A 22906-nucleotide genomic window follows, 5' to 3' on the forward strand; every position below is an offset into this window, starting at 1 on the left:
TGACTGGGGATCGTCTTTGCCGCATTGTTTTGCTAAGGAACAACCGCGACCGAGGACCGTTGCTTGTGCAACAGAGTCGCGGCGGCGAATCCGGGAGGACACTGACAGGTGCAGCAAGACGCGAAAACCAGCGACGACCGCGCCACCCCTGCGAGCCAGTCGATGCGAGGGTCGAACCAGAGCGGGCTGCGGGCCTACAACCAGCGCCTGGTGCTGAGCCTTGTCTATACGCACGGCAATCTGGCCAAGACCGACATTGCCCGAATGACCGGCCTGTCGGCCCAGACCGGCTCCGTCATCATGAGGGAACTGGAAGCCGAGGACCTGATCGTCAAGGGCGAACCGATCCGCGGCAGGGTTGGCCAGCCCTCGGTGCCGCTGTCGATCAATCCCGACGGCGCCTTCTTCATCGGGCTGAAGGTCGGGCGGCGCAGCGCCGAACTTATCCTGATCAATTTTCTCGGCGAACCGAAAACCACGCTGCGCAAGAGCTATCCCTGGCCCACTCCACCCCAGATTATCGAGTTTGTCCGCGAAGGCATCGAACAGATCATTCAGGGCCTGCCGGCAGGCTTGCGCAACCGGGTGGCGGGTCTGGGAATCGCCACGCCCTTCCAGCTGTGGGACTGGACCGAGCAGGCTGGCGCGCCGCGCGAGGAAATGGACCTTTGGCGTAACTGCGACCTCAGGGCGGAGCTGGCAAGTTTCAGCAACATGCCGGTCTATCTGCAAAACGACGCCACTGCGGCCTGTGCGGCGGAACTGGTATTCGGCCAGCATTCGGGCCTGACAGACTATCTCTATTTCTACATCGGCACCTTTGTCGGCGGCGGCGTGGTGCTCAACGGCAGCGTCTATTCCGGCCGCACCGGCAATGCCGGCGCGCTGGGGCCGCTGCCGGTTACCGGCCCGGACGGCAAGCCGGTGCAACTGATCGACCGCGCCTCGATCATGCTGCTCGAACGCATGCTCAGGGCTGCGGGCCAGGATCCGTCACCGCTCTGGAACAGCCCCGATCACTGGAGCGGGTTCGAGGCACTCGCCGACGAATGGGTCGGCATCGTCGCCCGCGGCCTGGCACAGGCAATCGTGTCGGCCGCCTCGATCATCGACTTCGAACATGTGATCATCGATGGCGGCATTCCGGCCGATGTCCGGGAGAAGCTGGTGGCGGCGACCCGCGCGGAAGTGCAGAACTACGATGTCCGCGGCCTCGATGTACCCACCATCCTGCCCGGAACCGTGGGGCATCTCGCCCGGGCGCTGGGTGCGGCCAGCCTGCCTTTGTTCGACAAGTACCTGATCGACCGCAATGCCCGGCTCGGCTCCGCCTGAGCGCAGCCTTCAAGATCAATCGTAGCGCAGGTCGACAGCCTTTCCGCCGAAGATCCTGTAGGCCCAGATAGAGTAGCCCGTGATCACCGGCAGCACGAACAAGGTTCCCACCAGAATAATGGCCAGACTTTCCGTGGCGCTCGCAGCCTCGACAATGGTGATCCGGCCCGGCACGACATAGGGGTAGAACGACCAGGCCAGCCCGGCGAAGCCGAGGCAGAAGATACCCGCCAGGCTGATGAACGGCGCCAGGTTCATCCGGTCGCCCTCAAGCGGCATCCTTCCCGACAGGCGCCAGAGCCAGACAAACAGAGCCAGCGTGAGCACCGGCAACGGCGCGAGGTAGAGGGTTTCGGGAAAACCGAGCCAGCGTTCCCAGATCCGCTCGCTGGCAAGCGGCGTGGCAAGCGAGATTGCTGCCATTCCGAGTGCGACGAAGCCGAGCGAGGCGCGCAGCCACGTCACGGCCCGTTTCTGCAGTTCGCCTTCGGTCTTGTGGATCAGCCAGGCCGCGCCGATCGCCGCGTAGGCCGCCGCCAGGCAGACGGCAACCAGCAAGGCGAACCCGGCGGCGGCCCAACCGGTATCAAGCCCCAGCACATAGAGTCCCAGCATGTAACCCTGCGACAGCGCCGACATCAGCGAACCGGCGAAAAACATCCTGTTCCAGGACGGCTTGGCGCTGAGGCTGACCTTGGCCCGGAACTCGAAGGCAACACCGCGCAGGATGAGCCCGATCAGCAGCACCGCGACCGGAAAGTAGAGCGTTGTCAGGATAACGCCGTGAGCGACGGGGAACGCTACCAGCAGCAGCCCGACCGCGAGCACCAGCCAGGTCTCGTTGGCATCCCAGAACGGGCCGATGGAGGCGACCATCCTGTCCTTCTGGGCGTCGTCGGCGAAGGGCGAGAGAATACCGATCCCCAGGTCAAAGCCATCGAGGATCACGTAGACAAGGATCGCCACGCCCATCAGGGCGGCAAAGATGTAGGGGAGCGCAAGCGCCCAGTCGATACCGGTCATGGTGCTACCTTCCCATCCCGAGCACCATTGCCGGATCCGGATCGATGCCGGGATCCTTCACGCTAGGCGGCTGCTGCGGCGCCTTGGCGGCCTTGAGCGCAAGCGCCACGATGACCGACAGATAGGCGGCGATCAGACCGGCATACACCAGCAGGTAGGCCGCAAGCGTTATCCCCACGGAGGTCGCGGGAACCGTAGTGACGGCGTCGGCGGTCTTCAGCACGCCGCTGACCAGCCAGGGTTGGCGGCCGATCTCGGTGGTGTACCAGCCGGCAAGGGTGGCGACCCAGCCCGACAGGGCCATCGGCACCAGCACATAGGCCAGCGGCCGGTTGATGTCGCCCCGGCGCCAGATCATCCAGCTGCCTATCCAGGCGACAAAGAGCATGGCGAAGCCGACACCGACCATGATGCGGAAGGCGAAGAAAAGCGGTGTCACCGGAGGGTGCAGCACCGTGCCGTCCTCGGCGACAAAATCATTGAGGCCCGGCACCACGCCGTCAATGTCGTGCTTGAGGATCAGGCTGGCACCGCCGGGGATGCCGATCTCGAACCGGTTCTCGCGCGCCTCTTCATCGGGGATGGCGAACAGGATCAGCGGCACGCGCGGTCCGGTTTCCCAGTTGCCCTCCATGGCGGCAACCTTCTGGGGCTGGTGCTCGAGCGTGTTGAGACCATGCAGGTCGCCGGCAAGAATCTGCAGCGGAATGAGGACCGCGCCGAGCGTCAGGCCGGAGCGCAGCGCCAGCATGTTGGCGCGGCCCCGATCGCCAAAGAGCCAGCGCAGGGCGGAGAGGCCCGCGACCAGGAAGGCCACCGTCAGGCCCGAAGCCAGCAGCACGTGAACGAGGCGGTAGGGCATGGACGGGTTGAACACGATGGCCAGCCAGTCCGTTGCATAGGCGACCCCGTCGCGGATCTCGTAGCCCTGCGGGGTGTGCATCCACGAGTTCAGCACCAGGATCCAGAAGGCCGACATTGTGGTGCCGAAGGCGACCAGGAAGGTTGCCAGCGTGTGGACACGACCGGACACGCGGCGGAAGCCGAACAGCATGATGCCGAGGAAGACCGCTTCGAGAAAGAAGGCGGTCAGCACCTCGTAGGCGAGCAATGGCCCGGCGATGTTGCCAACGCTTTCCATGAAGCCCGGCCAGTTGGTGCCGAACTGGAAGCTCATGGTGATGCCGGAGACAACGCCCATGGCAAACGACAGCGCGAAGACCTTCACCCAGAAAAAATAGGCGTCCATGTAGGCCTGGTCACCGGTCCGGTTGAAGCGGAGGCGGAACCAAAGCAGCAACCAGCCCAGCGCGATGGTGATGGTCGGGAACAGGATGTGAAACGAGATGTTGGCGGCAAACTGGATACGGGACAGCAGAAGGGTGTCCATGGCGGTTTCCTTTCGGTTGCCACGAATCTGGGGCGCTCCCGGACGCAGATAAGATGACATTCCGCCGCAGCGCAGCAAACCCGTGGCGAGGAGCGGAGATGGCTTTTTGCGAATGATTTGCAAAAGCATTGACAATGGCAGCAATGCGCATAGATTGCCTCTTGCAAACCATTCGCAGGAAGGGATCTATGCGTATCTTCGCAATTCTGGGACTTCTCATGGCGTTCAGCCTTGGACCGGCAACATCGGCGCTGGCGCAAATCAAGGTTCTGACCTCGTTTACCGTCTTCGCCGACATGGCCCGCAATGTCGCCGGAGAACATGCCGAAGTGGTCTCGATCACCCGCGAGGGCGCCGAGATCCACATGTTCCGCCCCACGCCGGGCGACATCAAGCGCGGGCTTGGCGCCGATGTGGTGCTGTGGAACGGGCTGGGACTGGAAACCTGGTTCGAACGCTATCTGGAAAATCTCGGCGACGTGAAGGCCTATGTCCTGTCCGATGGCATCGAACCGATCAGCATCGGGGACGGCCCCTATGAAGGCCGGGCCAACCCGCATGCCTGGATGTCTCCAGGCAATGCCATGATCTATGTCGACAACATCGTCCGCGCACTGTCGGAAACCGATCCGGACAACGCCGCTGCCTACAGGGCGAACGGCGAAGCCTACAAAGCAGAGATCACCGCGACCTTCGAACCGATCCGCGCTTCCATTGAAGCCCTTCCGGAGGAGCGGCGCTGGCTGGTCTCCTCAGAAGCGGCGTTCTCCTACCTGGCGCGGGATTTCGGCCTGAAGGAAGCCTCGATCTGGGCGATCAACGCCGACAGCCAGGGCTCGCCGCAGCAGGTGCGCCGCATCATCGACCTGATGCGCGACAACCAGATCCCGGTGATCTTTTCAGAAAGCACGGTCTCGCCAAAACCGGCCGAGCAGGTAGCACGGGAAACCGGGGCGGCCTATGGCGGCGTGCTCTACGTGGATTCGCTGTCGACGCCCGACGGGCCGGTTCCAACCTATCTCGACCTGCTCAGGGTGACATCGGAAACAATCGTCACCGGACTGACGGCCAAACCATGAATGCTCCCGCCCCCGTTGGCATGCAGACTGCCCCGATGACCGGCCTCGACGTGCACGATGTCTCGGTGATCTACCGCAACGGCAACAAGGCGCTCGACGGCGCCTCGTTTTCGGTTCCGAAAGGCTCGATCACGGCGCTGGTCGGCATCAATGGCAGCGGCAAGTCGACGCTGTTCAAGTCGCTGATGGGCTTCGTGCCGATTGCCGGCGGCGAGATCAGCATTATGGGGCTTTCGGTAAAGCAGGCGCTCGGCCGCAATCTCGTGGCCTACGTGCCGCAGGCCGAGGAGATCGACTGGTCGTTTCCCGTCCTGGTCGAAGACGTTGTGATGATGGGCCGCTACGGCCACATGAATTTCCTGCGCATGACGCGGCCCGCCGACCGCACAGCGGTCAACGAGGCGCTCGAGCGCGTCGGCATGCAGGCCTTCCGCAAGCGCCAGATCGGTGAACTCTCCGGCGGGCAGAAGAAGCGTGTCTTCCTGGCCCGGGCGCTGGCCCAGGAGGGCCAGGTCATCCTGCTCGACGAGCCCTTCACCGGCGTTGACGTGACCACCGAGAACCAGATCATCGAGCTGCTCAAGGATCTGCGCGCGGAAGGCCGGGTGATGCTGGTCTCGACCCACAATCTCGGCAGCGTGCCCGAATTCTGCGACCGGGCGGTGCTGATCAACCGCTCCGTCCTGGCCGAGGGACCGACCGGTGAGGTCTTCACCCAGAAGAACCTGCAGAAGGCCTTTGGCGGCGTGCTCAGGCATTTCGTGCTGGGCGGACAGGACCTGCACGACGATGACGACCGGCGCCAGGTCACGGTTCTCACCGACGACGAGCGGCCCTTCGTTATCTATGGCGAGGCCGAACGCAAGGCCCGCAAGGGTAAACCCAAGGGCAGCGGGGAGACACCCTGATGAGCTGGCTGCTCGAGCCATTCAGCTACGGCTACATGGTCAACGCCATGTGGGTGTCGGCGCTGACCGGGGCGATCTGCGCGTTTCTGTCGTGCTACCTGATGCTCAAGGGCTGGTCGCTGATCGGCGACGCGCTGTCGCACTCGATCGTGCCGGGCGTGGCCGGCGCCTACATGCTGGGCCTGCCGTTTGCGGCGGGCGCCTTTCTCGCCGGAGGCTTGGCCGCCGCCGCCATGCTCGCCATCCGCTCGCGCACACGGCTGCGCGAGGATGCGATCATCGGCATGATCTTCGTCTCGTTCTTCGCGCTCGGGCTATTCATGGTGTCGATCTCGCCGACGCCGATCAATGTGCAGACCATCGTGCTTGGCAATGTGCTGGCAATCACGCCGTCGGATTCGCTGCAGCTGATCATCATCGGCGCGGTCACGCTGACGGTGCTCACGCTGATCTGGAAGGACCTTATGCTGGTGTTCTTCGACGAGAGCCACGCCCGCACCATCGGCATCCGCGCCGACCTATTGAAGGGGGTGTTCTTCACCTTGCTGGCGGCCTCCACCGTGGCTGCGATGCAGACCGTCGGCGCCTTCCTGGTGATCGCGCTGGTGGTGACGCCGGGCGCCACCGCCTACCTCATCACCGACCGGTTTCCGCGGCTGATCGTCATTGCCGTGGCGATCGGCTCGATCACCTCGTTTGTCGGGGTGTATCTCAGCTATTTCCTCGACGGCGCAACCGGCGGCGTGGTGATCATGCTGCAGACCGGGCTGTTCCTCCTGGCCTTCCTGTTTGCGCCCCGGCACGGGATCCTGGCGCAGCGGGCCAGGGCGCGCGGCGCAAGCCCCGAGACGGGAGCTGCCTGATGGACGTGATCCTCGACTTCTTCATCGATCCGTTCCGCTTCGCCTACATGCAGAAGGCGTTCCTGATCACCTTCCTGATCGCGCTGCCGATGGCGGCGATGAGCTCGCTGATGGTGCTCAAGGGCTGGTCGCTTTTGGGCGATGCGATGAGCCACGCGGTGCTGCCGGGCATCGTCATGGCCTATATCGCCGGCCTGCCGCTGGTGATCGGCGCCTTTGCCGCAGGCCTGTTCTGCGCGGTCGCAACCGGCTGGCTCAACGCCAACAGCCGGGTCAAGGAAGACACGGTGATGGGCATCGTGTTTTCCGGCATGTTCGGCTTAGGCATCGTGCTGCATGTCAGCGTCCGCTCAAGCCTGCATCTCGACCACATCCTGTTCGGCGACATGCTCGGCGTTGCCTGGTCGGACATCGGCGCGACCGCCATCCTGGCTGCCGTGTGCGGCGGGTTCCTGCTGATCAAGTGGCGCGATCTCGTCGCCCAGGCCTTCGACGAGCTGCATGCGCGCGCCATCGGGCTCAAGACCGGATGGCTGCATTATGGGCTGCTGACGGCCATCGCGCTGATGATCGTCGCCAGCCTGAAAGCCGTCGGCATCATCCTGTCGATCGCGCTGCTGGTGGCGCCCGGCGCCATTGCCTTTCTGGTCGCCCGCACCTTCGCCGGCATGCTCACGGTCGCCGTCGGATCGGTGATGCTGTCGGCACTGATCGGCATCTTCGCCAGCTACCACATCGACAGCGAACCGGCGCCGACCATGGTGCTGATGATGACCGGGCTGTTCGTGGTGGCGCTGGTGGTGAGCCAGGTGCGGGATTTGAGGATGAGAAGGGTGGCCGGGGGGTAGGCAACTGCTGTTCGTGCGGCACCGAAGGGTTTTCGTTGCCGCTTGTCGTGGCGTTCGAAAACTCATGGCGACTTTTTTCCAACGATTTGTGCGACCCTAGGTCTCAGCGAGATTTTCCACCAGATGCCAAGTGCAAACAACGATATTTGTCGGCGTGCATGCTTTAGCTCGGAGAATTGTCCGGTTTGTAAATACTTCGCGATCAGCTAAGGTAATTGCGAAACATACAATATCCCACCTCAAAACGGAGAACGGTTTGCAACCCGTTTATTTTGCTCATGGGTATAGGGAGCGGGAAGCACCATTCGCGGCTTTCTTTGGAAAGCTGTTGAGAAAACAGTCATTGCTACCCAGTCTCGATCCGCCTTCAGAAAGCGTTAACGCCGCTAAACTCGAACGCCATTTGCGCTACACCAAAGGGCTGGTTGCGATAGTTTCGAACCGCGACAGCGCTGTGTCCCCCCATATTCGTTTCGAAATAAATATGTCGATACGGATGGGACAGCCGCTGCTTGTTTTCTTTGAAGATACACTCTCCCCAGACATGTTTCCTAAACAGATTCCTAAACGTCGCTTCTCCGCGACTTCTTACTTTCGGGAAGTTCGAGAACACCTACATGCAATATCAAGTCTAGAAGACTATATTGGGCGGGAGAACATCCCAAAATTCGTTTCACCAAATGACCACAGAACTTGCCTTCTTCTCGGCTTCGGACAGAGTTCTACGCCGTACCATGATCTTATTTTGACACTAATTAAATCCAAAGGTTATTCTGCCATTAGAATTCCAATTGAGAACACAAGCCCTCCTATCGATGAAACAATGATGGCAGAAGTTAGATCTGCCGATCTAGCGATTGCTTTCTTAGATGAAAGGGATCCATCCAGCATGTATCATTTGGGGCTTGCCCAGTCTTGCATGGTCCCCACAATTCTATTGACAACCCACCAAAATAGACCGCTAAATCATTTAGTTCCTCAGGAGTATCAACGCCTATACCTTGATTCAAAAAATACCGCTGAAGGATTCATAAAAATAGAACAGCAAATAAATCTATTCGAAGAGGATTTTGTGAGCCTTGATAGCGATTCCGAGGCGGACCAGTATGCTAACCAACTGGCAAGCATCTCCTCACATTCTGGTGAGTATACGGAAGAAACACGGCTAACAATAATTAGGGAGCTAACGATGGGTGACAAATACACAACTGGCCAGGCAGGTGCAGTCGGTCCGGGAGCATTCTCAACCGGCAACACATTCAATCAAATTTGGCAGCAACATTCTGAGAGTATTGACCTTCCGACACTTGTGGCGGAGCTGGGGCAGCTTCGGGAAGCTATGCGGGCTGAGGCTCAAAGTCCGGAACATGATGTGGCGCTTGGTGCAGTCGCTTCTGCGCAATCAGCCGCGGAAAATGGGGACGGTCCCGGCGCGCTTTCTCACCTTAAGAGTGCAGGAAAATGGGCTTTGGATGTAGCCACAAAAATCGGCGTCAACGTTGCAACGGCTGCCATCAAATCAGCTACCGGTATTTGAGTAAGTTACCCTGTTCTTTGGCCAAAAACTCTCGCCTTTTTTGCCACGTTCGAAGCAATAATTTTCGACCTATCCGGACCGGAATTTGCAAACCGGCTCGCTCTTTCAAGCTTCGGACTGTGTAACTTTGTCCAATGTCTATTTCCCACTCATTCATTCCCTGCCTCCCCTCAGACCATCCCTCCCCCCTTGCCTTCCCGGCGCGATTCGGCCTAGATACCACCATCCCGTTGGGAGAAGCCGGCTCATGCCGGTGCCGAAGGAGCAACCGCCCCGGAAACTCTCAGGCAAAAGGACCAACGGAACACTAGGACTCTGGAGAATGGCGCTCATCGCGTCTGCCGAAGGGATAACAATCTCAGGCAAAAGGACAGAGGGGGCTGTTTGAAAGCGTTCGACGCTTGACGATTGGCCCGTGCACGGTTGAACCCGGCACCCGAGATGGAGACTGCAGCGTGGACACCACAGCTGACCTTCTGAAAACGCCCCTACATTCCCTGCATCTCGAGCTTGGCGCGCGCATGGCCGGATTTGCCGGCTACGACATGCCGATCCAGTACAAGATGGGCGTCATGCAGGAGCACCTGCATACACGCGCCAATGCCGGCCTGTTCGACGTTTCGCACATGGGGCAGATCCTGATCCGCGCCAAATCAGGCGATGTCCGCGACGCAGCACTTGCGCTCGAGGCGGTCACCCCGGTCGACGTCGCCGATCTCAAGCCCGGCCGCCAACGCTACGGGTTGTTCACCAATGACAAGGGCGGGCTCGAAGACGATTTCATGGTCGCCAACCGCGGTGACCATCTCTACCTGGTGGTCAACGCGGCCTGCAAACATGATGACCTCGCGCGCATCGAGGCGGCACTGTCCGACACCTGCGAGATCGAGGCGCAGTTCGATCGCGGGCTGATCGCGCTGCAGGGACCGGCGGCGGAAGGCGTTCTCTCCTCCTATGCGCCGAAGGCCGAAGACATGCTGTTCATGGATGTCACCGAGCTTGAAATCGCCGGGGTTCCGGTGGTGGTGTCGCGCTCGGGCTATACCGGCGAGGACGGCTACGAGATCTCGATCCCGGCGGAAGAGACCGACCGCATCGCCCGGCTGCTCTTGTCGGACGACCATGTCGCGCCGATCGGGCTCGGGGCGCGCGATTCACTCCGGCTGGAAGCCGGTCTCTGCCTCTACGGCAACGATATCGACGAGGCCACCACGCCGGTGGAAGCCAACCTGAAATGGGCGATCCAGAAGGTGCGACGTAATGGCGGTGCACGCGAAGGCGGCTTCCCGGGCGCTGACATCATCCTCTCCCAGTTCGACAACGGCGCTTCCCGCCTCAGGGTCGGTCTGCAGCCTGCGGGCAAGGCGCCGGTGCGCGCCGGCGCGGTGCTGTTTGCGCAGGAGACCGGCGGCGAGGCCATCGGCACCGTGACATCGGGCGGGTTCGGCCCCAGCGCCGGAGGCCCGGTCGCCATGGGCTATGTGCCTGCCGCGCAGGCCGCTCCGGGAACCACGATCTTTGCGGAAGTGCGTGGCAAGCGGCTCGAACTGGCCGTCGCTTCCCTGCCCTTCGTCCCCTCCACCTACAAACGCTAAATCACAACAGGAACAGCACCATGCTCAAATTCACCGAAGACCACGAATGGCTCAAGATCGAGGGCGATGTCGCAACCGTCGGCATCACCGAGCACGCCGCCGAGCAGCTCGGCGACTTGGTGTTCGTCGAACTGCCCGAGGTCGGCGCGAAGCTCGACAAGGGCGGCGAAGCCTCCACCGTGGAATCGGTCAAGGCCGCATCGGACGTCTATTGCCCGCTCGCCGGCGAGATTACAGAGGTCAACCAGGCGATTGCCGACGATCCGTCGCTGGTCAATTCCGATCCGACCGGCGCCGGCTGGTTCTTCAAGCTCAAGCTCGATGACGCCGGCTCGGCCGACGAGCTGATGGATGAAGCCGCCTACAAATCCATGATCGGCTGAGACAGACCATGACCATCAAGCTGACTGACTACAATCCTTACGACTTCGCCAACCGTCGCCATATCGGCCCGTCGCCGGCGGAGATTTCCGATATGCTCGAGGTTGTCGGCGCTGCGTCGCTGGACGCGCTGATCGACGAGACCGTGCCGGGCTCGATCCGCCAGAAGGCGCCCTTGGCGTTCGGCGATCCGATGAGCGAACGCGAGGTGCTCGATCACCTGCGCGCGACGGCGAAGAAGAACAAGGTGATGCTGTCGCTGATCGGTCAGGGCTATCACGGCACCATCATGCCGCCGGTGATCCAGCGCTGCATCCTCGAAAACCCGGCCTGGTACACGGCCTATACGCCCTACCAGCCGGAAATCAGCCAGGGCCGGCTGGAAGCGCTTCTGAATTTCCAGACCATGGTCGCCGACCTGACCGGGCTCGACATCGCCAATGCCTCGCTGCTTGACGAGGCGACGGCGGCGGCGGAAGCCATGGCGATGGCCGAGCGGGCCTCGAAATCCAAGCACACCGCTTTCTTCGTCGATCACCACTGCCATCCGCAGACCATCGACGTGATCCGCACCCGCGCCGAGCCACTGGGCTGGGAGGTGATCGTCGGCGATCCGTTCACCGAGCTCGACCCCGAAGCGGTCTTTGGCGCCATCTTCCAGTATCCCGGCACATACGGCCATGTGCATGATTTCACCGATGTGATCGCGACATTGCACGCGCACAAGGCGATTGCCGTTGTTGCCGCCGATCCGCTGTCGCTGACGCTGCTCAAGTCACCGGGTGAAATGGGCGCCGACATTGCCATCGGCTCGATGCAGCGCTTCGGCGTTCCGGTCGGCTACGGCGGGCCGCACGCGGCCTACATGGCGGTCAAGGACGCCTACAAACGCTCGATGCCCGGACGCCTGGTCGGCGTCACCGTGGATGCGCGTGGCAACCAGGCCTACCGGCTGGCGCTGCAGACCCGCGAGCAGCATATCCGCCGCGAGAAGGCGACGTCCAACATCTGCACCGCGCAGGTGCTGCTCGCCGTGATTGCCTCGATGTATGCCGTCTTCCACGGCCCGGTGGGCCTGCGGGCCATTGCCGGCCGCGTCCACATCAAGGCGGCGACGCTGGCGGCCGGCCTCAAGCAACTCGATTTCATCATCGACCCGGCGATCTTCTTCGACACCGTCACGGTGTTCGCCGAAGGCCGCCAGTCCGAGATCCTGGAAGCCGCGCGGGCTGAAGGCATCAATCTGCGCAAGGTCGGTGATGACCGCATCGGCATCGCGCTCGATGAGGTGTCGCGGCCCGAGACCGTGGAAGCGGTGTGGCGGGCCTTCGGCGGCACTCTCAAGTTCAAGGACATGCTGGCCGAGCCGATCATCGCCGATCCGCTGGTCCGGCAGTCGCGCTATCTCGAACACCCGATCTTCCACATGAACCGGGCCGAAAGCGAGATGACGCGCTACATCCGCCGGCTGTCGGACAAGGACCTGGCGCTTGACCGGACCATGATCCCGCTCGGCTCGTGCACGATGAAGCTCAATGCGACGGCGGAAATGCTGTCGATCACCTGGCCGGAATTTGCCGACATCCACCCGTTCGCGCCCGCCGACCAGGCGCTCGGCTACAAGCAGATGATCGACGATTTGTCGGACAAGCTGTGCCAGATCACCGGCTATGACGCGATCTCGATGCAGCCCAATTCTGGCGCGCAGGGCGAGTATGCCGGGCTGATGTCGATCCGCAGCTACCACCGTGCCAATGGCGAAGGCCATCGCCATATCTGCCTGATCCCGACGTCGGCGCATGGCACAAACCCGGCCTCGGCGCAGATGGCGGGCATGACGGTCGTGGCGGTCGGCACCCGCGAGAACGGCGACATCGATCTCGATGATTTCCGCGCAAAGGCCGAGCAGCACGCCGACAATCTCGCCGCCTGCATGATCACCTACCCCTCCACCCACGGGGTATTCGAGGAGACGGCGGCGGAAGTCTGCGCGATCACCCACAAACACGGCGGCCAGGTCTATCTCGACGGCGCCAATCTCAATGCACTGGTCGGGCTCGCGCGACCCGGCGATATCGGCGCCGATGTCAGCCACCTCAATTTGCACAAGACCTTCTGCATTCCGCATGGCGGCGGCGGTCCCGGTATGGGGCCGATCGGTGTGAAATCACATCTGACGCCGCATTTGCCGGGCCATTGCGTCACCGACGGCAAGCCGGGCGCGGTCTCGGCCGCACCCTTCGGCTCGGCATCAATCCTGCCGATCTCCTGGGCCTACTGCCTGATGATGGGCGGCGAAGGTCTGACCCAGGCGACGAAGATCGCGATCCTGAACGCCAACTACATCGCCGCACGGCTGAAGGGCGCCTACGACGTGCTCTACACCTCGGCGTCGGGACGGGTGGCGCATGAGTGCATTCTTGACACGCGGCCGCTGGTGCAAAGCGCTGGCGTCACTGTCGACGACGTCGCCAAGCGGCTGATCGATTGCGGCTTCCACGCGCCGACCATGAGCTGGCCGGTGGCAGGTACGCTGATGATCGAGCCGACGGAATCGGAAGTCAAAGCCGAGCTCGACCGGTTCTGTGCCGCGATGCTGGCGATCCGCGACGAGGCCTGGGCAATCGAGGACGGACGGCTCGACCGGGAGAACAACCCGCTCAAGAACGCACCGCACACGATCGAGGATCTGGTCGGTCCGTGGGATCGGCCCTATGACCGCGAGGCGGCGATCTTCCCCGCCGGCGCGATGCGCAATGCCAAGTATTTCGCACCGGTCAACCGGGTCGACAATGTCTATGGTGACCGCCACCTGGTCTGCTCCTGTCCGCCGATGTCGGACTACGCGGAAGCTGCGGAGTAACACGCGCGAACGATATCAGGAGGCGGCTTTCGGGCCGCCTCTTTGCTGTCGGGCAGGCGGATCCGCGCAACGATGTCGTCGCGGATCATTTTCAGCTGGCTTCATCGAAACGCGTCAATGATCCTGACATATTTGGTTTAGGGTAAACAAACACTTGAACCGGGACAGGGCCGGCCAGAACTCCCCGTCTACAGCCACGCTCCTGACAATCTCTGACACTGCTTCGAGCTACGAATCCAACCAGTCTTGACGTGGAAGCGTCAGCCTTTGGCCACATTTTTTGCCGGAAGGCTTGATGAATGAATATTCATTCACTATTCTTACTGTACAGACCAAGTCAGAAAATCCGTTTGCCTGCAGATTGCGTAGAAACTGAGAGACGCAGTTTAGCGCAACTTGCATACCCCACCAAGGACCGCCGCATGGACACCGCCACGCACAGCATTGCCAGCAAGCGCGCCCTGGACATCCTGGATCAGGTCAAGTCGGTGTTTGCACTCAACGGCTTCGACGGTACCTCGATGCAGGATCTGGCGCAGGCGACGCAGATGAGCGTCGGCAATTTCTACCGGTACTTCCCCTCCAAGGACGCCATCATCACTGCGCTTGTCAAGCGCGATCTCGAGGAGATCGAAGCGGTGTTCGAAGCGGTTCAGAACGCCTCCGATCCCGGTGCGATGTTCATGACCATCCTGAGGGAGCGGATCGAGACGCTGCCGGTCGAGGACGCGGCCCTGTGGAGCGAGGTCCAGGCGGCCTCCTTCCGGTCGCCGGAGATCGCGACACTGATGCGCACAATGGACGAGACCGTGCGTGACAACGTGGTCAAGGCCCTGGTTCGCATCCACGGTGACGGCAGCGCCAATGCGGTCAAGACCTTCGAGACACGCGCACATCTGATGATGCTGCTTATCCATGGCTTTGCCCAACGCAAATTCTGTGCCCGCGAAGCCATCCTGGACGAACAATCCGCAGCACTCGGCGAGCTTGTGCTCTCGACACTGCACGACACCATTTTCGCTCCCCCAGCCACTCCCGCCGAATGACCGGATCTTCCATGCGCCCTGTTCTAGCCCTTCTGCTCGCCCTGCCGCTTCTCTCTGCCCTGGCCTTGCCTTCAGGCGCGGTCGACGCCGAGGCCCCGCCTGCCACGGGCGCGCTGCCCCCGGCCATTATTGCCGTCAGGGCCAACGAAACGCCGATCACCGACCGGGTACTTTCCAACGGTATGATAACGGCGGTCGAGGAAGTGCTTGTCGCACCCCAGGTCGAAGGCCTGGCGATCGAGAGCCTCAAAGCCGACATTGGCGACCGTGTGCAGGCGGGTTCGGTCCTGGCAACGCTGTCCAAGGACCAGCTGATCCTGCAGCGCAGCCAGCTCGAGGCCAATCGCGCCAAGGCGCTTGCTGCAATCGCGCAGCTCGAAGCCCGGCTTGCGGAAGTCGAGTCAAATTCCGCTGAAGCGGTGAAGGCGAGCAACCGGGCACGGCAGCTGGCCGACCAGGGAACCTATTCGACGGTCCAGGCGGAGCAGGCCGAAGCCCAGGCCACCGCCTCGCTTGCCCAGGTCCGCTCGGTCGAGGAATCCATCAAGGTGGCCCAGGCCGATATCGCGGTGATCGACGCACAGATGAAGGACGTCGATCTGCGGCTGGCGCGAACCGAAGTCAAGGCACCGGTGTCCGGCATCATTTCGGATCGCGGTGCCCGGATCGGGTCGATTGCCAGCGCCGGCGCCGGGCCGCTGTTCACCATCATCCGGGATGGAGAACTGGAACTGCGCGCCGACATCGCCGAAGCCGACATGCACCGGATTGCCGAGGGCCAGAGCGTGGTGGTGCATCTCATCGGTGCAGGAACACCGGCCAAGGGCATAGTGCGGCTGATCGAGCCGACACTGAACACGACAACCCGGCTGGGCATGGCGCGGATCAGCATCGCGGATGGCGAGGGCCTGCGCGCCGGCATGTTTGCCGATGCGCAAATCATTGTCGCCGAACGCGAGGCGATCACCGTGCCGGTGACATCGGTCAACATGGGCAACGGCAGCGCAGATGTGCTCCGGATCGAGGACGGTGTTGCGAGCCTGACCCCGGTAACCACCGGCATCCGCGAAGGCGGCCGGGTGGAAATTGTCGAGGGACTTGCCGAAGGGGACCTGATCGTCGCCAAGGCAGGCGCCTTCGTGCGTGATGGCGACCGGATCACTCCGGTGGAAGAAACCGACAGCGGCACTGTAGCCGCAATCACCGAGTGAGGCTGCCGAGATGAATTTTTCCGCCTGGGCCATCCGCAATCCGATCGCACCGATCCTGGGATTCGTGCTTCTGACGATTGTCGGCATCCAGTCCTTCTTCACACTGCCGATCACGCGGTTTCCGAACATCGACGTGCCACTGGTGGCGATCACCGTCGTCCAGTCCGGCGCCGCTCCTTCGGAGATCGAAGCCCAGGTCACCAAGGAAATCGAGGACGCGGTCGCCGGCATCACCGGCGTCGACGATATCATGTCGACGGTATCCGACGGCATTTCCACGACCAATGTGATCTTCCGCATGGAGGTGCCGACCGACCAGGCGGTTCAGGACGTCAAGGATGCCATCGACCGGGTGCGCGGCGACCTGCCCGCCTCGGTGGAAGAACCGATCGTCACCCGCGTCGATGTCGAGGGCCAGGCGATCATGACGTTTGCCGTCAATGCGCCCGACATGACGCTGGAGGAAGCGTCCTGGTTTGTCGATGACACCATCAAACGGGCGCTGCAGGGCCAGCGCGGCGTCGGCAAGGTGGATCGCTATGGCGGTGCCGACCGGGAAATCCGCATCGAACTCGATCCAGCCAGGCTTGATTCCTATGGCATAACCGCAGCCGATGTGAATCGGCAGCTCAGGGCGACCAATGCCAATCTGGGCGGCGGCCGCGGCGAAATCGGCGCCCGCGAACAGGCGATCCGGACACTGGGCGACGCCCAGGACACTCAGGCCCTGGCCAACACCACGATTGCCCTGCCGAACGGCCGTTATGTCAGGCTCAGCGAGCTCGGCACCGTCCATGACACTTACGAGGAACTCAGATCCTTCGGCCGTTTCAACGGCGACCAGGTGGTCTCCTTCGCGGTGTTCCGTTCCAAGGGCGCCAGCGAGATTTCCGTGTCCGAAGTGGTGACGGAAACGCTTGATGAAATCCGCGCCGACCATCCGAATGTGCAGCTGACGCCTGTCGACGACACGGTGTTCTATACCTACGGCAACTACGAATCGGCTCTGCACACGCTGGTCGAAGGCGCGCTGCTTGCTGTTCTGGTGGTGCTCTTGTTCCTGAGGAACTGGCGGGCGACGCTGATCGCAGCCGTTGCGCTGCCGCTCTCGGCCATCCCGACCTTCTATGTCATGGAACTGCTCGGCTTCTCGCTCAACCTCGTCAGCCTTCTGGCCATCACCCTGGCGACGGGTATTCTTGTCGACGACGCGATCGTCGAGGTGGAAAACATCTCGCGGCATATCCGCATGGGCAAGACGCCTTACCGGGCCGCGGTCGAGGCTGCCGACGAGATCGGGCTGGCGGTGATCGCCACCACCTTCACCATCATCGCGGTGTTCGTGCCGGTGTCGTTCATGCCCGGCATCCCGGGACAGTACTTCATACAGTTCGGCATGACGGTGGCCGTGGCGGTGATGTTCTCGCTGCTGGTGGCTCGCCTGATCACTCCGATGATGGCCGCCTATCTGATGCGCGACAGCGACGCCCACGAAGAGGCCGAGGGCGGCGGGGCGGTGATGCGCGGCTATACCTGGTTTGTCTCCAAGACCCTGCGCTGGCGGTACACCACGCTGTTTGCGGCCATCGGATCCTTGTTTGTCGCGGTCTATTTCATGGCCCAGGTGCCGGGCTCGTTCCTGCCGCCGGAAGACGTGTCGCGGGTGTCGATCAGCGTCGAGCTGCCACCCGGCGCGACGCTCGACGACACCGACGACACCACCAGCGCGATGTTCGATATCATCAAGGACGTCGAAGGTGTCGAAAGCGTCTTCATTCTCGGCGGCACCTCGCCGCGTGGCGAACTCGACATCCGGCGGGCTTCCGTATCGGTGCAGCTTGAAAAGATCGAGCATTCGATCGTCAAGAAGGTGGTCAACGGCCTCGTCGGCGCGGTTCCTTTCGTGTCCGACTCCCTGCCGCGCATGGAAGTTCTGGGCCGGACCCGCTCCCAGGCCGAGATCGAAACCGAGATCTTTGACAAGCTGGCCGTCATTCCCGATATTCGCGCCTACAAGCTCAACGATCGTGGCGAACGCGATCTGAGCTACAACGTGATTTCAAACGACGACGCGGCGATCGACCGTGCCGTGGCCATTCTCGAACCCAGACTGAAAGCCGAAAGCGTGCTGTCGAGCGTCAGCGTGCAGGGCTCGCTGCCCCGTCCGGAAGTGCAGATCCGTCCGCGTCTTGAAGAAGCCGCGCGGCTGGGCGTGACCACGGCGCAGATCGCCGAAACCGTTCGGGTCGCCACCATTGGTGACGTTGACGCGGCACTCGCCAAGATCTCGCTCGACAACCGGCAGATCCCGATCCGGGTGCAGCTCGACCCGGCCTACCGGACCGATATCGACCGGATCGGCAATCTGCGCATCCAGACTTCCAGGGGCGTGTCGGTTCCGCTCAAGACCGTGGCGGATATCGTCATCACCCAGGGCCCCTCGACCATCAAGCGCTTCAACCGCGAGCGGCAGGCAACGATCGGTGCCAGCCTGCCGATCGGCGTGGCGCTGGATACGGCCAAGAGCCGGTTCAACGAGATCGTCCAGTCGACCGAACTGCCGGCCGGCGTTCAGGTACTCGAATCTGGCGATGCGGAAGTCCAGAACGAGCTGATGGACAGCTTCCTCAACGCCATGCTGATGGGGCTGTTGCTGGTGCTGACCGTGCTGATCCTGTTGTTCAAGGACGTGATCCAGCCGTTCACCATCCTGTTTTCGCTGCCGCTGGCCATCGGCGGTGTCGCCGCGGGCCTGATCCTGACCAACAATGCGCTGTCGATGCCGGTGCTGATCGGCATCCTGATGCTGATGGGGATCGTCACCAAGAACGCCATCCTGCTGGTCGATTTCGCGGTCGAACTGATCCGCTCGGGGCGGGATCGCGTCGAAGCGATGATCGAGGCCGGCCAGAAGCGGGCCAGGCCGATCGTGATGACCTCGATCGCCATGTCGGCGGGCATGCTGCCAAGCGCGCTCGGCGTCGGTGAAGGCGGCTCGTTCCGCGCGCCGATGGCGATCGCAGTCATTGGCGGGATCATGGTCTCCACCGTTCTCAGCCTGGTGGTGGTGCCGTCGTTCTTCCTGATCATGGACGACCTGTCGCGACTGCTGAGCCGGATCTTCAGCCGCTTTGTCGGCCCGAAGGAAGACGAGATCGAGGTTCTCGAGCCAGAAGCGATGACCGTTGCGATCGGTGAGAACAGTGAAGAGATCGCCGAGCTGCGCGAGCGGCTGGCGCGGCTCGAAGGCCAGTCCGAACGTTCGCCCCCGAAGCTGGTGATCAGCCAGCAGGCAGCGGAATGATCACAAACCGGCGCTGACAACAGCGCCGGTTTTTTCTTGTCCGGATTTCAGACTCCCAGGAATTCGGTTTCCACCTCGCGGGTGAGACTTGCCGGCGGGCCGGTCCAGACGGTCTCGCCGCGGGCGAGAATGACGCACCGGTCGGCCACGGCGCGGAGCTCCGAGAAGCCTTTGTCGATCACCAGAATCGACTGACCACCCTGCTTGAGCCTGGCGATCGCCGCCCAGATTTCGTGGCGCACCACCGGCGCCAGCCCCTCCGTCGCCTCATCGAGAATGAGCAGTCGCGGATTGGTCAGCAAGGCGCGGGCAATCGCCAGCATCTGCTGTTCGCCGCCCGACAGCGTCGCCGCACTCTGCGTCAACCGCTCGCCCAGACGCGGGAAAAGTTCCGTGGCCTTGTCGATGTCCCAGGGGCCGGATCGGGCCGAGGCCATGAGGTTTTCGGAAACCGAGAGATTGGCAAAGCAGCGACGCCCTTCGGGCGCTAGGCCGATGCCCAGCCGTGCAGCCCGGAATGAGGGCAGCGCGGTAACATCGCGGCCGTCAAAGCGGATCTCGCCGCGGGTGGTGCGCAGCATACGCGTGATGGCGCGCACGGTGGTGGTCTTGCCCATGCCGTTGCGGCCCATCAGCGCCACCAGCTCGCCCTCGGCGATTTCCAGTTCGACGCCGAACAGCGCCTGCGATGCGCCATAGAATGCCTCGAGTTTTTTTACCTGAAGCAGGCTCATGCCGCATCCTCCCCGAGATAGGCAGTGCGCACTTCGGGATGATTGCGGATCTCGTCGGCGGTGCCACGGGCGATGATCTTGCCCGAGACCAGGACCGAGATGCGGTCGGCCAGCTGGAAGACGGCATCCATGTCGTGCTCGATGAGCAGGATCGGTGCTTGCGTGCGCAGCTTGTCGAGAAAGCCGATCAGCTTGGCTGAGCCCTCCTGGCCGAGACCGGCCATCGGCTCGTCCATCAGGAAGATGCGCGGGCGCATGGCCAGCGCCATGGCGATTTCCAGGAGCCGCTTCTCGCCATGCGAGAGTTCGCTGACGCGGACAGCCGCACGACCGCTCAAACCGACCCGATCCAACGCCTCCATCGCCTCGTCGATCAGTTCCCTGTCGCGGGAAACCTGGCGGAAGAAACCGAAGATCGATTTGCGCCGGGCCTGGGCCGCGAACATGACATTGCCGCGCGCTGAGAATTCCGGGATCAGCGAGGAAACTTGGAAGGTGCGGGTAAGCCCCAGCCGGGCGCGTTCGATCTGGTCGAGATCGCTGATCTCGCGGCCGTCGAAGCGGATCGAGCCGGCATCGGCGGCGAGTTCGCCGGCAACCAGCTTGATCAGGCTCGACTTGCCGGCGCCGTTGGGGCCGATCAGGGCATGGATCTCGCCGGGCCGCAGATCGAGGTCGACGGCATCGGTGACCTTGAGCGCGCCGAAGGATTTGCTCAGCCCGGAGAGCTCCAGTACCGGTTCAGTCATGGCGCACCCTCCCCGCGACCAGGCCAATGAAGCCACCCCGGGCGAACAGAACGACGGCCAGCAGCGCCGCACCCAGGAAGAACTGCCAGTGCTCGGTGACGCTGCCGAAGGCATGTTCGAACAGCACGAACAGGCAGGCGCCGACCACCGGGCCGAACAGCCGTGCAACGCCGCCCAGAATGATGAACACCATGATCTCGCCGGAGAGATGCCAGGACATCATCGTCGGACTGACGAAACGGTTGAGATCGGCATAGAGCGCGCCGGCGAGGCCGGTGACCATACCGGATATCACGAAGGCCGCGAGCTTGATCCGGTAGGGCGACAGGCCGAGGGCGGCGACGCGTCCCTCGTTCTGGCGGACGGCCTGCAGTGCCATGCCGAAGCGCGCACCGGTCATTTTCCACTGTGCCAGCAGCACCACGATCAGCACCGCGTAGCAGAGCAGGAAGAAATCGAGCGGACGAAGCGTGTTGAGACCCGGGAAGGCATTGCGGACATAGATCGACAGGCCATCTTCGCCGCCATAGGCCGGCCAGGAAATGGCGAAATAGTAGATCATCTGCGCGAAGGCCAGCGTGATCATGATGAAGTAGACGCCGGACGTGCGCAGGCTCAGCGCCCCTATCACCAGCGCCGCCAGGCCGCTGACCAGAACCGCGACCAGCCACAGCACCAGCATCTGGTTGGTGCCGTTGATGACGAACGGCGATGTCATCAGCGGCTCGTAGGTCTGATGGTGGCTGGCGAGAATGCCCACGGCATAACCGCCAACACCAAAAAATGCCGCGTGGCCGAAGGAGACGAGACCGCCAAGCCCCAGTGCGATGTTGAGACCGACGCCGGCGAGCGCCAGGATGGTGGCACGGGTGGCGAGCGTGACGAGGAACGGCTCATCGGCAAAATGGGCGACAAGCGGCCCACCGAGCAGGATCAGCGCCAGCAGGATGTTGAGACGATGTTCGGTGACAAACTCAGGCATTGGCAGGAAACAACCCCTTTGGCTTGAACACCAGAACGACGGCCATCAGCAGATAGATCAGCATCGAGGCGATCGCGGAGCCGACGCCGCGGGCGGCGGAGGCTTCCATCACATTGGCCAGCAAGGTGGGCAGCAGGAAGCGCCCCAGCGTATCGACGAGACCGACGATCAGGGCCGCCACAAGCGCGCCGCGGATCGAGCCGATGCCGCCGATGACGATGACGACGAAGGCGAGAATGAGCACCGGTTCGCCCATGCCGATCTGCACCGACTGGATGGCGCCGATCAGCGCGCCGGCAAAGCCCGCAAGGGCTGCTCCGAGGGCGAAGACGACGGTGTAGAGAAAGCGGATGTCGACCCCAAGCGCCGCGATCATTTCGCGGTCGGCCTCGCCGGCTCGGATCTGCATGCCGAGCCTCGTGCGGCTGATCAGCAGTCCAAGCCCGGCAGCGACCGCAAGGCCTGCGATGATGATCGCCAGCCGGTAGGCGGGATAAAGCATGCCGCCGGGCAGCGTGACCGGGCCGGACAGGAAGGCGGGCGGGTCGAGATAGAGCGGGAAGGATCCGAAGACGAAGCGGACACCTTCCGAAAACATCAGCACCAGTGCGAATGTGGCCAGCACCTGATCGAGGTGATCGCGGTCATATAGCCTGCGGATGACAATGATTTCGACCAGCGCCCCCAGGGCGGCGGCAGCGGCAAGGCTGGCCACCAGACCGATCCAGAAGGAACCGGTCCAGGCAGCGACCGCCGCGCAGACGAAGCCGCCGACCATGAACAGCGAGCCATGGGCAAGATTGATCAGTCCCATGACCCCGAAGATCAGGGTCAGGCCGGCCGCCATCAGGAACAGCATGACGCCGAGTTGCAGGCCGTTGAGGATCTGCTCGAGAAAAAGGGCAACGGTCATCGTCTACCGGGCTCGCACCAGTGAGAATGCATGTCGCGTTCAAATGGCTCCATTCGAGCGATAGCGCACATGCATTGGTTCAACAGGCAACAGCGGACTTTGCGCATCCGACCGGATGCGCGGCGCTGTCGGAGACAAACCGGGC

The 22906-nt window shown here is 62.5% G+C and carries 18 protein-coding genes and 1 riboswitch; of the genes, 12 read left to right on the forward strand and 6 right to left on the reverse strand.

Annotation, left to right across the window (positions count from 1 at the left end; all coding sequences use genetic code 11):
• The first annotated feature begins 108 nt into the window (after window positions 1–108).
• Complete coding sequence (locus tag GTW23_RS21195) at window positions 109–1335, forward strand: ROK family transcriptional regulator (protein ID WP_252917397.1); 1227 nt, start codon at window positions 109–111, stop codon at window positions 1333–1335.
• Window positions 1336–1350: 15 nt separating this feature from the next.
• Here GTW23_RS21195 and GTW23_RS21200 read toward each other — a convergent pair whose 3' ends face one another.
• A complete protein-coding gene (locus tag GTW23_RS21200) occupies window positions 1351–2358 on the reverse strand; it encodes a cytochrome d ubiquinol oxidase subunit II (RefSeq protein ID WP_252917398.1) in 1008 nt (335 codons plus the stop codon).
• 4 nt (window positions 2359–2362) lie between these two features.
• The gene (locus GTW23_RS21205) at window positions 2363–3748 is read right to left on the reverse strand and encodes a cytochrome ubiquinol oxidase subunit I (protein WP_252917399.1); all 1386 of its coding nucleotides are present in this window, start codon (window positions 3746–3748) and stop codon (window positions 2363–2365) included.
• A 188-nt stretch (window positions 3749–3936) separates the two neighbouring features.
• Between GTW23_RS21205 and GTW23_RS21210 the strand changes: the two genes are divergently transcribed.
• From GTW23_RS21210 to GTW23_RS21260, 11 genes are all read left to right on the forward strand, one after another.
• The gene (locus GTW23_RS21210) at window positions 3937–4827 is read left to right on the forward strand and encodes a metal ABC transporter substrate-binding protein (RefSeq protein WP_252917400.1); all 891 of its coding nucleotides are present in this window, start codon (window positions 3937–3939) and stop codon (window positions 4825–4827) included.
• Window positions 4824–5735 carry a manganese/iron ABC transporter ATP-binding protein gene (locus tag GTW23_RS21215; RefSeq protein ID WP_290129058.1) on the forward strand — a complete coding sequence of 304 codons (912 nt, stop codon included), beginning with the start codon at window positions 4824–4826 and terminating at the stop codon, window positions 5733–5735. The genes GTW23_RS21210 and GTW23_RS21215 overlap by 4 nt, the downstream gene beginning before the upstream one ends.
• On the forward strand, window positions 5732–6598 hold the full coding sequence (locus GTW23_RS21220) for a metal ABC transporter permease (RefSeq protein WP_290129078.1): 867 nt from the start codon (window positions 5732–5734) through the stop codon (window positions 6596–6598). The genes GTW23_RS21215 and GTW23_RS21220 overlap by 4 nt, the downstream gene beginning before the upstream one ends.
• Window positions 6598–7446: a metal ABC transporter permease gene (locus GTW23_RS21225; RefSeq protein WP_252917402.1), complete on the forward strand. Its 849-nt coding sequence runs from the start codon at window positions 6598–6600 to the stop codon at window positions 7444–7446. The genes GTW23_RS21220 and GTW23_RS21225 overlap by 1 nt, the downstream gene beginning before the upstream one ends.
• Window positions 7447–7702: 256 nt before the next feature.
• On the forward strand, window positions 7703–8983 hold the full coding sequence (locus tag GTW23_RS21230; protein WP_252917403.1) for a hypothetical protein: 1281 nt from the start codon (window positions 7703–7705) through the stop codon (window positions 8981–8983).
• A 221-nt stretch (window positions 8984–9204) separates the two neighbouring features.
• A riboswitch (glycine riboswitch) is annotated at window positions 9205–9292 on the forward strand.
• Between the two features lie 146 nt (window positions 9293–9438).
• The gene (gene gcvT, locus GTW23_RS21235) at window positions 9439–10578 is read left to right on the forward strand and encodes a glycine cleavage system aminomethyltransferase GcvT (protein WP_252917404.1); all 1140 of its coding nucleotides are present in this window, start codon (window positions 9439–9441) and stop codon (window positions 10576–10578) included.
• 20 nt (window positions 10579–10598) lie between these two features.
• Window positions 10599–10961 carry a glycine cleavage system protein GcvH gene (gcvH, locus tag GTW23_RS21240; protein ID WP_252917405.1) on the forward strand — a complete coding sequence of 121 codons (363 nt, stop codon included), beginning with the start codon at window positions 10599–10601 and terminating at the stop codon, window positions 10959–10961.
• 8 nt (window positions 10962–10969) lie between these two features.
• Complete coding sequence (gene gcvP / locus GTW23_RS21245) at window positions 10970–13822, forward strand: aminomethyl-transferring glycine dehydrogenase (RefSeq protein WP_252917406.1); 2853 nt, start codon at window positions 10970–10972, stop codon at window positions 13820–13822.
• Between the two features lie 422 nt (window positions 13823–14244).
• On the forward strand, window positions 14245–14868 hold the full coding sequence (locus GTW23_RS21250; protein ID WP_193217337.1) for a TetR/AcrR family transcriptional regulator: 624 nt from the start codon (window positions 14245–14247) through the stop codon (window positions 14866–14868).
• Window positions 14869–14879: 11 nt separating this feature from the next.
• On the forward strand, window positions 14880–16079 hold the full coding sequence (locus tag GTW23_RS21255) for an efflux RND transporter periplasmic adaptor subunit (RefSeq protein WP_252917407.1): 1200 nt from the start codon (window positions 14880–14882) through the stop codon (window positions 16077–16079).
• Window positions 16080–16089: 10 nt separating this feature from the next.
• Window positions 16090–19383: an efflux RND transporter permease subunit gene (locus GTW23_RS21260; protein WP_252917408.1), complete on the forward strand. Its 3294-nt coding sequence runs from the start codon at window positions 16090–16092 to the stop codon at window positions 19381–19383.
• Between the two features lie 47 nt (window positions 19384–19430).
• Here the strand turns inward: GTW23_RS21260 and GTW23_RS21265 are convergent, their stop codons facing one another.
• The 4 genes from GTW23_RS21265 to GTW23_RS21280 are packed head-to-tail and all read right to left on the reverse strand — an operon-like array spanning window position 19431 to window position 22761.
• A complete protein-coding gene (locus GTW23_RS21265; protein WP_152010090.1) occupies window positions 19431–20117 on the reverse strand; it encodes an ABC transporter ATP-binding protein in 687 nt (228 codons plus the stop codon).
• Window positions 20114–20866, reverse strand: a complete 753-nt coding sequence (locus GTW23_RS21270; protein WP_252917409.1) for an ABC transporter ATP-binding protein — start codon at window positions 20864–20866, stop codon at window positions 20114–20116. Before GTW23_RS21270 ends, GTW23_RS21265 begins: the two co-directional genes overlap by 4 nt.
• A complete protein-coding gene (locus GTW23_RS21275; RefSeq protein WP_252917410.1) occupies window positions 20859–21848 on the reverse strand; it encodes a branched-chain amino acid ABC transporter permease in 990 nt (329 codons plus the stop codon). The genes GTW23_RS21270 and GTW23_RS21275 overlap by 8 nt, the downstream gene beginning before the upstream one ends.
• Window positions 21841–22761 carry a branched-chain amino acid ABC transporter permease gene (locus GTW23_RS21280; protein WP_152010093.1) on the reverse strand — a complete coding sequence of 307 codons (921 nt, stop codon included), beginning with the start codon at window positions 22759–22761 and terminating at the stop codon, window positions 21841–21843. The genes GTW23_RS21275 and GTW23_RS21280 overlap by 8 nt, the downstream gene beginning before the upstream one ends.
• Window positions 22762–22906 lie beyond the last annotated feature (145 nt).

The organism is Parahoeflea alexandrii, from assembly GCF_024105735.1.
Classification (GTDB): Bacteria; Pseudomonadota; Alphaproteobacteria; order Rhizobiales; family Rhizobiaceae; genus Hoeflea; species Hoeflea alexandrii.

Coding starts and splice junctions, on each gene's coding strand:
- GTW23_RS21200 (WP_252917398.1), bottom strand. CDS start 2,358: ATGACCGGTATCGACTGGGCGCTTGCGCTCCCCTACATCTTTGCCGCC.
- GTW23_RS21205 (WP_252917399.1), bottom strand. CDS start 3,748: ATGGACACCCTTCTGCTGTCCCGTATCCAGTTTGCCGCCAACATCTCG.
- GTW23_RS21210 (WP_252917400.1), top strand. CDS start 3,937: ATGCGTATCTTCGCAATTCTGGGACTTCTCATGGCGTTCAGCCTTGGA.
- GTW23_RS21215 (WP_290129058.1), top strand. CDS start 4,824: ATGAATGCTCCCGCCCCCGTTGGCATGCAGACTGCCCCGATGACCGGC.
- GTW23_RS21225 (WP_252917402.1), top strand. CDS start 6,598: ATGGACGTGATCCTCGACTTCTTCATCGATCCGTTCCGCTTCGCCTAC.
- gcvH (WP_252917405.1), top strand. CDS start 10,599: ATGCTCAAATTCACCGAAGACCACGAATGGCTCAAGATCGAGGGCGAT.
- gcvP (WP_252917406.1), top strand. CDS start 10,970: ATGACCATCAAGCTGACTGACTACAATCCTTACGACTTCGCCAACCGT.
- GTW23_RS21250 (WP_193217337.1), top strand. CDS start 14,245: ATGGACACCGCCACGCACAGCATTGCCAGCAAGCGCGCCCTGGACATC.
- GTW23_RS21255 (WP_252917407.1), top strand. CDS start 14,880: ATGCGCCCTGTTCTAGCCCTTCTGCTCGCCCTGCCGCTTCTCTCTGCC.
- GTW23_RS21260 (WP_252917408.1), top strand. CDS start 16,090: ATGAATTTTTCCGCCTGGGCCATCCGCAATCCGATCGCACCGATCCTG.
- GTW23_RS21265 (WP_152010090.1), bottom strand. CDS start 20,117: ATGAGCCTGCTTCAGGTAAAAAAACTCGAGGCATTCTATGGCGCATCG.
- GTW23_RS21270 (WP_252917409.1), bottom strand. CDS start 20,866: ATGACTGAACCGGTACTGGAGCTCTCCGGGCTGAGCAAATCCTTCGGC.
- GTW23_RS21275 (WP_252917410.1), bottom strand. CDS start 21,848: ATGCCTGAGTTTGTCACCGAACATCGTCTCAACATCCTGCTGGCGCTG.
- GTW23_RS21280 (WP_152010093.1), bottom strand. CDS start 22,761: ATGACCGTTGCCCTTTTTCTCGAGCAGATCCTCAACGGCCTGCAACTC.